The sequence below is a fragment of the Nitrospirillum karajorum genome, assembly GCF_036348415.1.
GTDB classification, from domain to species: Bacteria; Pseudomonadota; Alphaproteobacteria; order Azospirillales; family Azospirillaceae; genus Nitrospirillum; species Nitrospirillum amazonense_B.
On sequence record NZ_JAZBQB010000001.1, the window covers coordinates 32,274 to 44,402 of the forward strand.

Genomic DNA, 12,129 nt, shown 5'->3' on the forward strand with positions numbered 1-12,129 from the left:
TCAAAAAGGCCGGCCACAACGGTGGCCGGCCTCATACCCGTCATTATATGAAACCTGCCCGCCTAAGCGAACAGGTTGATCATTGTGCCCATCAGCTTCTGGGTCCCCGTCTGGCCGATGGTCCAGTTCTTCATGGTGGTGAGCTGGTCGGTCAAGGCCGATGAGATGCCTGCGGCGCTGGCGGAAATGCTGGCGTTGTTCGAGGGCGCGGTGATCGTCGTGGTGTAGTCCTTGGAATAATCGCCTGCGGCGACCTGGACACCGTAATTCACCTTCTGCGTCAGCTTGACGCCATCGGCCCTGGACACCTTTAACACATAGGTGCCGGCGTCCAGCGTCTTCTGTCCATTGACCATGGCCGTGTAGGCGTCGTAGGCGCTGCCGGATTTGCTGCTGCTGTCGGCCAGAACAACACCAGTCTTGGTCATCACCTGGACCCGGGTCTGACCCATGTCCAACTGGCCCAGGTTGATGATGCCCTTACGGGACATCTTGAAGCTGAGGTAGTCGGCGGGGTCGCCGGAGCTAAGGCTGCCGAAGGCGTTGACCCGCGTCTGGCCGTTGGTGACCGTGCCGATGTCCGTGGCGGAGGCCACATTGTTGTATTGCGACTTCGCCGTCGACTTGGTGAAGTTCTGTGGGGTGCCGATGGCGCTGGAGCTTTGCGCCGACGCCTTGTTCGAGAGCGCGTCGTTCTGCGCCGCCAGTTGCGCCTGGATCTGTGCCAGCTGGGCGAACACTGAGGCGTTCGCCGCCGCGCCGGCGGAGGTGGTGCTGCTGACAGCGGATGTGGCGACGTTGCTCACGGGAGTGATCCCTATGGTCAGGCCCCTGCCAAGACGCGGGGGCAATAAGCCTAACTACCTTGCATAAGTCTGCGGAATGAAAACATAAAATGCAAGATATTTCCGATCCAACTTGGGCGGCGCGACATTTTTCGCGCCCGCTTTGGCGCCGTCCTCCGTTTAGATCGATATGTTGAACTTGCCCGCACCACCAGACGTCATGCCCGCAGGCGCCATGCCTGGACGCTGTGCCCCCGGATTGGCCGGCGGCGTCATCATGGGCGCGCGCGGCGGCGTCGCGGGCGAGGCGGCCATCCCGGCGGGTAGGCCCGCTGCGGCGTCGTCCGGGCGTTGCGACAGCCCGGCGGCGATGTTGCGGTTGATGTCGATCAGCTGCTGCAGCTTGGTGACGTCCAGATCGCCTAGCCGTTCGAAGGTCTGGCGGTCGACGATCAGGGACAACACCAGGATCTTTTCGCGCAGGTCCTTGGGCAGGGGGCAATCCTCCTCCGCCATGGACGATTGGAAGATGGTCCACAAGCGCTGGTTCAGCGACAACGCTTGGCGCAAGGGCTCGGGGTTTTCGGGCGTCTGCGCCGCCAGCATCAACCGGCGCGCGGCTTCCGTCAGGCCCCAGGCTTCGATATCGCGGGGATTGTCCGACGCGGGACGGTTGGTATATCCGGCCGAAGGCTTCATCAGATCACGTGATCCCTGGCTAACGCGTTTCCGGGCGGCGGGTCCGTTGTCCCTTCCAGTGGACATGCCATGAGGGGCAGCCCAAGCCTGGACGGGTGCGGTGCCGATGCCGCCCTTTTACCTGTACCGGCCTGCTACGTCACATGACATAACCCCGCCGGGCCACACCTTCCCTCATCCCAGAGGCCCCATCCTCGGGGTGTTGGCATCACCGCCATCCCCCATTCTGCCTAACCCAACGGGGGCAAGAAACGCCTGGGGGCGGTCAATAATGCCGACTTGGGAAGTATCCCATACTCATTTAGGGCCATCAACCCGGCAGCAACTGCCGGTTCAGGCTCACGCTCAGGGGCTGCGCCGTCGCATATATGCAAGCGGCGGACCACCGAACCCGGGCCAAGGCGCGCAATGACGCCCAGGGCCCGGAGCCGGTGCCTAGTATCTAGGGCAAAAAGGTAAAGATATTTTGAAGGCGTCCCCGAAATGCGCCGGCGGGCGATCGGGGACGACGGCTTCAGGGGCTGCCGTAGGCCTCGGCGATCGGCACCCGCGCCGCACGCCAAGCGGGGAACACGCCGCCGACCAATCCGACAATCAGCGCCATGATGATCCCTTGCAGGGCCACCGCCGGCGTCAGGTGGAAGGTGAAGACCACCTGCGAAAACGTGCTGCCTGCCAGGGTGGAACCGGTGAGGCCATCAACCGCGACCCAGGTGATCAGAGTTCCGACGATGCCGCCCGCCAGCGCCAGCACCAGGCTTTCCAGCAGGGTGCCGATGAAGGAGGAGGTTCCGCTGAACCCGATGCAGCGCAGGGTCGCGATTTCCTGCGCCCGCGCCGCGACGGAGCTGTACATGGTGTTCAGCGCGCCCGCCAGGGCGCCGAAGGCCATGGCGATGGCCAGCGGCCATCCCAGCTTCTGGATCAGGTCGGAGGTGCGGCTGGCCTGCTGCGCGTAGTATTCGGCCTCCGTCGTCACGTCCAGCTTCAACTGGGGATCATTGGTGGCGTAGTCCGACAGGGCCTTCAGGGCGTCGGGACCTGTCAGGCGGGCGCGGATGGACTGAAAGACGTTCTGGCGGTGGAACAGATCCTGTACCTCGGGCGTGTCAGCCCACAATTCCGATTCAAAGACGCTGCCCCCCAATTCGAAGGCACCCACCACCAGCCAATCGCTGTTGCCCAGCTTGACGGTGTCCCCGACGTTCAGGCCCGCGAAATCCTTCTGCAGGGCCCGGCCCACCATCAACTCGTTGGTGCCGGGATTGAACGTGCGGCCTTCCACGATCTTCAGGCCGGGTCGCACGGCGATGCCGACGGGGCCCAGGCCGCGCAGGGTGAGGTTGGAGCGGGGGGCTTTCTTCAGGTTGCCGTCGGCCGGCACGGCCGTCTTCTTGACGCCATCGACGATGACGTAGAGTTCGGGCGACACCAGGGGCTTGCCGTCCGCGTCCTTCATGACGCCCGGCGCCTCCTCGATCAGGCGCGCCTGGTCGCGGGTGACGCCGCTGTTCAGTTCCGCCTGGGAACCGGCCCGCATCAGGATGGCCATGTCCTTGGTTCCCGTGCCGCGCAGGGTCTGCTGGAAGCCGGCGGCCATGGCCAGGAAGGCCAACAGCACGGTCACCACCAGCCCCACCGCCACCACCGTGGAGAGGGAGGCCCAGAAGCGTTGCGGAATGCTTTTTATGCAGATGGTGGCGACCACCGCGATCTCGTTGAACACGCGCATGACGTTGTTTCCTACGAAGAGAAGCAGCGGGGCGAAGAGAACCAGCGATGCGAAGTGAGCAGGCGGGACTGACGGATCACAGGCGGCCGAGGGCCGTGACGATGTTCAGGCGTAGAGCGTTCCAAGCCGGCAGGAAACCCGTCACCACCCCGAGAAGCAGCATGAAGGCCACCCCAAGGCCCGCCACGGGCAGGGTCAGCGCCAATCCTGGAATGGCGCCCGACGCGCCCTTGGACAGCACCATCACCAGCAGTCCGGCCACAGCCAGCCCGGGCAGGCCGCCCAGCAGCGCCAGCAGCACCGATTCCCCCAGCACCTGACGCCAGATGCGCCAGGAGGGAAAGCCGAGGGTCTTCAGCACGGCGATCTCCTTCGTGCGCTCGCGCACGGCCATCACCATGGTGTTGCCGACGATCATCAGGATGGTGGCGAAGGCCGCCCCCACCACCAGGGTGATGATAAGGGCGATGTTGCCCAACTGGGCCAGGAAGGCCTTACCGAACGCCTTTTCCGACTGGGTGTTGGTTTCCGCCGTGGAATTGGCGAACAGGTCGTCGATGGTGGCGGCCACCGTGTCGTTCACCGCGGCGCTGTCCGTCTCCAGGGTGATCCAGCCCACCGTATCCTTGCCGAACGTCTTGCTTTCGTTAAAGTTTTCGTACTGGAAGATGATGAAGCTGGTGTTGAAGGATTCCTTCGCCGCATAGGCGATGCCGGCAACGGTCAGTTCCCAGGTGTGGCTGCCGTTGGCCTTGTTGGTGAAGATGTTGGAATTGATGGGAATCCGGTCGCCGACCTTCCAGCCGTACTTCGTGGCGATGGCCTCGCCCACCACCATGCTGGTGCGGTCGTGGATGAAGGCGTCTCTCTGGGCGGGATCGATGCGCAGGTCGTCGCGATAGATCCGCAGATAGCTTTCGGGGTCGACGGCGAAGGTGCCGATCTGGTTGCGGGCGTCCTGGTAATAGCCGCCGAACCAGTTGGCGAAGGTGACGTTTTTCACGCCCTTGATGGCCGCGATCTTGCCGACGTAGGCATAGGGGAGGGGCTGGATGAAGGTGATCTTATTCACCACCACCAGCCGGTTGTCGGCCGACGAGTCCACCCCATGCTCGAAGGCGTAGTTGATGCTGCCCAGCACGCCATAGATGACGAAGGCCACGAAGATGGCCAGCATCATGAGGAAGGTGCGCAGCTTGCGGCGGAACAGGTTGCGCCAGAGCAGGTAGAGGTCACTCATGCCACCAGCTCCCGTTCGGTGAAGCGGCCCTTGTCCAGGTGCAGGGTGCGCCGGGCGTACTTGGCCGCCTCCGGGTCATGGGTGACCATGACGATGGTCTTGCCCATCTCCTGGTTCAGAAGGCGCAGCATGGAGAGGATCTCATCCGCCGTGGCGCGGTCCAGGTCGCCCGTGGGCTCGTCGCACAGCAGCAGCTTTGGGTCGGAAATCAGGGCGCGGGCGATGGCTACGCGCTGTTGCTGGCCGCCCGACATTTCGCGGGGGTAGTGGTTGGCGCGTTCGGCCAGACCCACCAGGCTCAAGGCTGCTTCCACCCGCCGCTTGCGCTCCGCCCGTCCGAACGACGTGAGCAGCAGGGGCAGTTCCACGTTCCGCGCCGCCGTCAGGGTGGGCATCAGGTTGTAGAACTGGAAGATGAAGCCGACGTTGTGGGCGCGCCAGCGGGCCAGCTGCCCTTCCGTCAGGGTATCCACCCGCCCACCGTCGAAGGTGATGCTGCCCCCTGTCGGCTGGTCGATGCCGCCCAGCAGGTTCAGCAGGGTGGTCTTGCCCGACCCGCTGGGCCCCATCACCGCCACGAAATCGCCGGTCGGGATGGTCAGGCCCAGATGGTCGAAAATGGTGATGGTGTCCCGGCCTTTCACGAACCGCTTGGACACATCCTGCAGGTGGATCAAGGTCTGGCCCGTCATGGACTTCGGCTCCCAAGTGAGGGTCGTGCGGAAAAGGGGTGAGCGCGGGCGGGGTCAGCCGCCCTTGCCCTCGTTCAGGAAGGTCACCTTGGCGGCCATGTTGGGCAGGATGCGAGGATCCTTGGCGGCGATGGCCACGCGCACCTTGATGGTGGCCTTTTCCCGGCTGGCGGTGGGGATGATGGCCAGGACGGAGGCGGGCACCTTCCAGTCGGGATAGGCGTCCAGTGTCGCCTCCACCTTCTGGCCGGGACGGACGCGGGCGATATTCGCCTCGTTCACCTCCACCTCGAACTCCAGGCTGTCCATGTCCACCAGCGTGCAGACACCGGTGCGGGTGAAGCCGCCCGAGGACATGGGGGAGATGATCTCGCCCGGCTGGGCGTTCTTTTCCGTCACCACGCCGGTGAAGGGCGCGCGGACTTGGTAACGGTCCACCATCTCCGCGTCATAGGCGACGGTGGCCCGGGCGGCGTTCACATCGGCCTTGGACTTCACCAACTGGGCGCGCAGCGAGGCGGCGCGGGCATCGGCCTTGATCAGGTCCGCCTCGCTGGAGAATTGACGGCCGGTCAGGGCGCGCGTGCGCTCCAGCGTCTTTTCCGCGTCCACCAAATCGGCCTGGTTGGCGACCACCGCGGCCTCCGCCGACGCCAGGCGGGCCTTGGCCAGGTCCAGATCGCTGCGGGCCAGCACATCGTCCAGCGTGGCCAGCACCTGGCCCTTCTGCACAAACATGCCCTCCTGCACCAGCACCTCGCGCACCCGCCCGGTGACGTCGGCCGACACCGTCGCCACCCGGCGGGCCACGACATAGCCGGAGCCAATGAGGTTGCCGCTGCGCACCTCTGACACCGGGGGCGCGGGGGGACTGGGTAGAGATGCCCGATGCCGCTGGGGCCGGCTTCACGGAACTGGCCGCAGAGGCCGCATCGGAGGCATTTGAGCGGGTGAGCAGGCCAGCGGCCCAGGCGATACCCAACGCGATGACGACCACGCTGACGCCCGCCGTCACCCCCAGGGCCAAACCCCGGCCGCCGCCACCACCCCGCGCCGCCCCCGGCGTCCGGTCGATGGTCATGGACCGCAACAATTCCGCCTTGTCCAGCTGCACCTTAGCCCCCCGACTGGTACATTCCCCGGTGGCATCATACCGCGTGGCGCGGAATGTCGCACCACAAATGGTTGATCTATAAGACGGGTTGACGACCAGGGCCAGTTGCGCCCCGCCGGTTGGGGCCAGATAGGCGAAAGGGCCGGCGGATCGCTCCGGCCGGCCCTTCTGACAGAAACAAGCGGTCGTCGTCAGATGGCGGCGCCGTCCACCAGGTCGGCATCCTCGTCGAAGCGGGACAGCAGCGTGAAGATGTGGTTGGCCGCCTGCTCGGCGGTCATGGCCTGGGTGTCGATGCGCACGTCGGGTGACTCCGGCGGCTCATAGGGACTGTCGATGCCGGTGAAGTTCGGAATCTTGCCGGCGCGGGCCTTGGCATAGAGGCCCTTGACGTCGCGCCCCTCCGCGACCGCCAGGGGCGTGTCCACGAACACCTCCAGGAATTCTCCCGGACCCAGCAGCTCCCGCGCCATGCGCCGTTCCGCCCGGTAGGGGGAGATGAAGGACACCAGCACGATCAGCCCGGCGTCGACCATCAGCTTCGACACCTCCGCCACACGGCGGATGTTCTCCACCCGGTCGGCGTCGGTGAAGCCCAGATTGCGGTTCAGGCCATGGCGGACGTTGTCGCCGTCCAGCAGCATGGTGTGCCGGCCATGGGCGTGCAGCTTCTTTTCCACCAGGTTGGCGATGGTGGACTTGCCGGCGCCGGACAGGCCGGTGAACCACAGCACGCGCGGACGCTGGCCCTTCATCTGGGACCGGGCGCGCTTGTCCACGTCCAGGACCTGCCAGGGCACGGTGCGCACGATGGCGGAGCGGATGAGGCCGGCCGCCACCGTCTCGTTGGTCAGGCGGTCGATGAGGATGAAGCCGCCGGTGTCGCGGTTGCGGCGATAGACGTCGAAGGCCACCGGCTGGTCCAGGCTGAGCGTCGCCAGACCGACCTCATTCAGGGCCAGGGTCTTGGTCGCCAATTGCTCCAGGGTGTTGACGTTGATCTTGTGCTTCAGCGTCGCCACGCTGGCCGGAACCGACTTGGTGCCCACCTTCAGGATGTAGGGGCGGCCGGGCAGCAGCGGGGCCTCCGCCATCCACACCAGCGTCGCCTCCATCTGGTCGGCCACCTCGGCCGGCTCATCCAAGGCGGAGATGATGTCGCCCCGGCTGATGTCGATCTCATCCGTCAGGGACAGCGTGACCGACTGGCCGGCGACGGCCACGCTCAGGTCGCCATCGTGGGTGACGATACGGGCCACGCGGCTTTCCTGGCCGGAGGGCAGGACGCGGATGCGGTCGCCCGGTCGCACGGTGCCGGCGGCGATGGTGCCGGCATAGCCGCGGAAGTCCAGGTTGGGACGGTTCACCCATTGCACCGGCAGGCGGAAGGACGCGACCGCGCGCAGATCCGCGACCTCCACCGTCTCCAGGTGCCCGATCAGGGTGGGCCCCTGGTACCAGGGCATGGCGTCGGTGAGCGTGGTGACGTTGTCGCCCTTCAGCGCGGACAGGGGGATGGCCTGGATGTCGGTCAGGTCCAACTGCCGGGCGAAGGCGCGGTATTCCGCGACCACCCGGTCGAAGACGGCCTGGTCGTAGGCCATCAGATCCATCTTGTTGACCGCCAGGACGATCTTGCGAATGCCCAGCAGCGACACCAAGAAGCTGTGGCGCCGCGTCTGGGGCAGCACGCCCTTGCGCGCGTCGATCAGGATGATGGCCAGGTCGGCGGTGGACGCGCCGGTGACCATGTTGCGCGTGTACTGCTCATGGCCGGGCGTGTCGGCCACGATGAACTTGCGCCGGTCGGTGTTGAAGAAGCGATAGGCGACGTCGATGGTGATGCCTTGTTCGCGTTCCGCCGACAAACCGTCGACCAGCAGGGCGAAGTCCAGATCGCCACCCTGGGTGCCCACCTTGCGGCTGTCCGCCTCCAGGGCCGCCAACTGATCCTCGAACAGCATCTTGCTGTCGTACAGCAGCCGGCCGATCAGGGTGCTCTTGCCGTCGTCCACGCTGCCGCAGGTGATGAAGCGCAGCAGCCCTTTGGACTGCTGGGCGGCGAGATAGCGCTCGATCTCGGTCACGCCCGCTTCCAGCGCGTCGGGCAGAGGGGTATCGGGGGCCATCAGAAGTACCCTTCCTGCTTCTTCTGTTCCATCGAGGCGCCGCCGTCACGGTCGATGACCCGGCCCTGGCGTTCCGACGTGCGGGCCAACAGCATTTCGCGGATGATGCCCGGCAGGGTATCGGCGTCGCTGTCGATGGCGCCGGTCAGCGGATAGCAGCCTAACGTGCGGAAGCGCACGCGCCGCATCTCCGGCACTTCCCCCGGCTTCAGGGGCAGGCGGTCGTCATCCACCATGATCAGGGCGCCGTCACGCTCCACCACCGGGCGTTCGGCGGCGAAGTAGAGCGGCACGATGGGGATGTTTTCCAGGTAGATGTATTCCCAAATGTCCAGCTCCGTCCAATTGGACAGGGGAAGACACGGATGCTCTCGCCCTTGTTCTTGCGGGCGTTATACAGCTGCCACAGCTCGGGGCGCTGGTTCTTGGGATCCCAGCGGTGCTGCTCGGTGCGGAAGCTGAAGATGCGCTCCTTGGCGCGGCTCTTCTCCTCGTCGCGGCGGGCGCCGCCGAAGGCCGCGTCGAAACCGTAGCGGTCCAGCGCCTGCTTAAGCGCCTCCGTCTTCATCACTTGGGTGTGGATGGCGGAGCCATGGGTGAAGGGGCCGATGCCCCGCGCCAAACCTTCCGGATTGGTGTGGACCAGCAGATCCAGGCCCAGGTCGGCCGCCCGCTGGTTCCGGAAGGCGATCATCTCGCGGAACTTCCAGGTGGTGTCGACGTGCAGCAGCGGAAACGGTGGCTTGGCCGGATAGAAGGCTTTCATCGCCAGGTGCAGCATCACCGCGCTGTCCTTGCCGATGGAATAAAGCATCACCGGATTCTGCGTCTCGGCCACCACCTCCCGCAGGATGTGGATGCTCTCCGCCTCAAGCCGCTGCAAATGCGTCAACCGAGGGGGGGCGAGGGTGCCGGCAAGCGCGGCGGGAAGGGGGGAGGGGGGCTGTATGATGCTGTCCAACACTGCCGCGTCTTTCACGTCAATCACTCTGTCATCACGCCAAGGCTGCCGTCCTATACGGCTCACTATCCCAGAAGCCTGCGATTGCACGCCTAACGATCACGCTGGTGGTCGTCGCATACTCAATACCCGTTTGCGAGAGGTATAAAGGAAACTTTCACACATGGCATTGCGAATATGGAATTCCTGCGCCCCTGAAAAATACTTGGGAAGAAGGTGAATAAATAACAAATTAACAGTGTATTTTTCGTTAACGGCAGAAGGAAGACAGCCAGGCTTGGTGTCAATCGACAGGCACGAGAAAATGCTCCCCCAGGGCCCGCCAGGATGATGGCCCCAAGGTCGCGACCAGCGCCGCCAAGGCCCGCGCGCGATCCCCATCCTCACCATCGCAGGCGGACTGAAGCTGGCGCGCTGTCTCCTCCAAACGTTTTAATCCACAATTGCCGGCCGTTGAAACAAGATCATGCGCGTGGCGACCCAGGGCGCGCAGGTCGGGCGTGGGGCTGTCGGTCGCTGTGCGCACCACCTGGATCACGCGATTCTGACCATTATCGATGAAGTCTTGAACCAGTCGGGCGAAGGCGGTCGGCCCGGCGATGGGCTTTAGGCGGGCCAGCACCGACTCATCCAGCAGGGGGGCGTCCGCCGCAGGGGCCGCCGGCGATTTTTCCGTTTCTTGCGGCGCATGGGCGCCGCCCGACCAATGGTCGACAACGCGCAGCATCTGCTCCTGGCGGAAGGGCTTATAGACACAGTCGTCCATGCCGGCAGCGGCATAATCGGCGCTCATGCCCGCCATGGCGTTGGCCGTCATGGCAAGAATGGGGGTGCGCGGCCAGCCGCCTGCCAGTTCCGCGGCGCGGATACGGCGGGTAGCCTCCATCCCGTCCATGACCGGCATCTGCACATCCATCAGCACGATGTCGAAGCGGTCGCGGGCGTAGGCGGCCACCGCCTGGGCGCCATCCTCCGCCATCGTGACGGCGTAGCCCGCCTTGCGCAGCATCAGGGTGGCCACCGCCTGGTTGGTGGGATTGTCCTCCACCACAAGCACACGGCGACCGCCCCCGGCCGGTAAAGGCCCGGCCTCTTCGGCTTCAGATGTTTCCCGAGCGGCGCAGGGCGGCATGACGCAGCCGAAGGCGCGCGCCACCGCCTCGTTCAGGGGCAAGCGACGCACGGGCTTCGCCAGTATCGCGTCGTACCGCGCGTCCAGGGTCGCTTGATCCGGCTCGATGGAACTCACCAAGATGATCCGCAGATCATTGAGCCGGGCGTCGGCCCGCACCCGCGCCACCACCTCCGGTCCAGACAGTCCCGGCATGCGGTTGTCGATGAGCAGGATGTCATACGGGTCGTCCCCGCCGGCGGCCATTCCCAGCATCGTCAGCGCCGACTCCCCCTCCTGCGCCTCGTCCACCCGCAGCCCCAGGTCGAAACTCAGATTATGCGCCAGGATCAGGCGATTCATGGCCAGGTCGTCGACCACCAGGGCGTGGCGCCCCCGGATGCTTTCCAAGGAGGCCAGGGGGGCGTCCGCCGGTTCGGCTGGCGCCAACGGCAATTCGAACCAGAAGAGGGAGCCCTGGCCGGGCGCGCTCTCCACCCCGATGTCGCCCTCCATCAACTCGACCAACTGCTTGCAGATCGCCAGACCCAGGCCGGTACCGCCGAAGCGGCGGGTCACACTGGCGTCCGCCTGGGTGAACTTCTGGAACAGGCGCTTGGCCTGGTCCTCGCTGAGGCCGATGCCGGTGTCCTGCACCGTGAAGCGCAGGCGCCGCGGGCCCGGCCCTGCGTCGGCCACACAGGTGACGACGATGCTGACCCAGCCCCGGTCGGTGAATTTCACGGCGTTGCCGGCCAGGTTCAGCAATAGCTGGCGCAGCCGGGTGGGATCGCCGCGCCAGTGCCGCCGCGCCTCCTCCACCACCAGGACGCCCAGCTCGACGCCCTTGTCGCGGGCCCGGGGGGCCAGGATCGCGGCGACCCCCTCGACCAGGTCCCCCAGATCGAAGGACAGGTTTTCCAGATCGACCTTTCCGGCCTCCAGCTTGGAGATGTCCAGGATGTCATTGATGACGCCCAGTAGGGCGTCGGCGCTGTCGCGGATGGTTTCCGCATAGCCCCGCTGTTCGGGGGTCAGGCCCGTGGTGTCCAGCAACAGCTGGACCATCCCCACCACCCCGTTCATGGGGGTGCGGACCTCATGGCTCATGTTGGCCAGGAAGTCGTTCTTGGCGCGATTGGCCTCTTCCGCGCGCCGCTTCTCCGCCGCCAGCGCCCGGGCGCTTTCCCGCGCCGCCGTGACGTCCCAGTTCACGCCCACGATCCTGGTCGCCTGGCCGTTCGCGTCACGCTCGACCTTGCCGCTGGTCTGGATGTGGCGGACGGTGCCGTCGGGCAGGCGGATGCGGAACTCCGTGTCCAGCGGGGTTTCACCGCGGAGGGCGGCCTGGATCTCCGCCTGCATGCGGCCCAAATCCTCGGCGTGGCAACGCGACTGCCACAGGGCATAGGTCAGAGGCTGCTGCGCGGTGGGGTCGACTCCATAGAGCTGGAACATGCGCTCGTCCCAGACCAGGGCCTGCGTGGCCAAATCCCATTCCCAAACCCCGATTCCCCCGGCCTGCGTTGCCAGGGCCAGCCGGTTGCCAGTGGTCATCAGCTTGGCGTTCATGGCGCTCAGTTCGCGCGTCATCCCCTCCGCGATGGCCGTGGCGCGGGCGCGCACCAGATGCAGGTTCGCGGTCAGGGCCGCCAGCATCAGGGCG

General features: G+C 65.7%; 8 protein-coding genes and 1 pseudogene. All 9 read right to left on the bottom strand.

Translation table 11 applies throughout. The features are described 5' to 3' along the window. Positions 1-62 precede the first annotated feature (62 nt). Positions 63-806 carry a hypothetical protein gene (locus tag UCD39_RS00155; RefSeq protein ID WP_330494146.1) on the bottom strand — a complete coding sequence of 248 codons (744 nt, stop codon included), beginning with the start codon at positions 804-806 and terminating at the stop codon, positions 63-65. A gap of 159 nt (positions 807-965) precedes the next feature. Then, on the bottom strand, positions 966-1,484 hold the full coding sequence (flaF, locus tag UCD39_RS00160; protein WP_330494147.1) for a flagellar biosynthesis regulator FlaF: 519 nt from the start codon (positions 1,482-1,484) through the stop codon (positions 966-968). 514 nt (positions 1,485-1,998) lie between these two features. Continuing rightward, positions 1,999-3,216 (bottom strand): ABC transporter permease, encoded by a 1,218-nt coding sequence (locus UCD39_RS00165; RefSeq protein ID WP_330494148.1) that lies wholly within the window; start codon positions 3,214-3,216, stop codon positions 1,999-2,001. 76 nt (positions 3,217-3,292) lie between these two features. Then, a complete protein-coding gene (locus UCD39_RS00170) occupies positions 3,293-4,456 on the bottom strand; it encodes an ABC transporter permease (protein ID WP_330494149.1) in 1,164 nt (387 codons plus the stop codon). Further along, positions 4,453-5,148: an ABC transporter ATP-binding protein gene (locus tag UCD39_RS00175; RefSeq protein ID WP_330494150.1), complete on the bottom strand. Its 696-nt coding sequence runs from the start codon at positions 5,146-5,148 to the stop codon at positions 4,453-4,455. Before UCD39_RS00175 ends, UCD39_RS00170 begins: the two co-directional genes overlap by 4 nt. Positions 5,149-5,202: 54 nt before the next feature. Next, positions 5,203-5,994 carry an efflux RND transporter periplasmic adaptor subunit gene (locus UCD39_RS00180; RefSeq protein ID WP_330494151.1) on the bottom strand — a complete coding sequence of 264 codons (792 nt, stop codon included), beginning with the start codon at positions 5,992-5,994 and terminating at the stop codon, positions 5,203-5,205. A 459-nt stretch (positions 5,995-6,453) separates the two neighbouring features. Next, positions 6,454-8,391, bottom strand: coding sequence for a sulfate adenylyltransferase subunit CysN (cysN, locus tag UCD39_RS00185; protein WP_330494152.1), 1,938 nt, complete (start codon positions 8,389-8,391; stop codon positions 6,454-6,456). After that, positions 8,391-9,283: pseudogene (gene cysD / locus UCD39_RS00190) on the bottom strand (sulfate adenylyltransferase subunit CysD). The gene cysN and the pseudogene cysD overlap by 1 nt, the downstream one beginning before the upstream one ends. A gap of 352 nt (positions 9,284-9,635) precedes the next feature. After that, positions 9,636-12,122 (bottom strand): response regulator, encoded by a 2,487-nt coding sequence (locus tag UCD39_RS00195; protein ID WP_330494153.1) that lies wholly within the window; start codon positions 12,120-12,122, stop codon positions 9,636-9,638. Positions 12,123-12,129 lie beyond the last annotated feature (7 nt).

Excerpts from the sequence above, each read along its gene's own strand:
- cysN (WP_330494152.1), bottom strand. The coding sequence starts at position 8,391 with ATGGCCCCCGATACCCCTCTGCCCGACGCGCTGGAAGCGGGCGTGACC.
- UCD39_RS00165 (WP_330494148.1), bottom strand. The coding sequence starts at position 3,216 with ATGCGCGTGTTCAACGAGATCGCGGTGGTCGCCACCATCTGCATAAAA.
- UCD39_RS00170 (WP_330494149.1), bottom strand. The coding sequence starts at position 4,456 with ATGAGTGACCTCTACCTGCTCTGGCGCAACCTGTTCCGCCGCAAGCTG.
- UCD39_RS00195 (WP_330494153.1), bottom strand. The coding sequence starts at position 12,122 with ATGCTGGCGGCCCTGACCGCGAACCTGCATCTGGTGCGCGCCCGCGCC.
- UCD39_RS00175 (WP_330494150.1), bottom strand. The coding sequence starts at position 5,148 with ATGACGGGCCAGACCTTGATCCACCTGCAGGATGTGTCCAAGCGGTTC.
- flaF (WP_330494147.1), bottom strand. The coding sequence starts at position 1,484 with ATGAAGCCTTCGGCCGGATATACCAACCGTCCCGCGTCGGACAATCCC.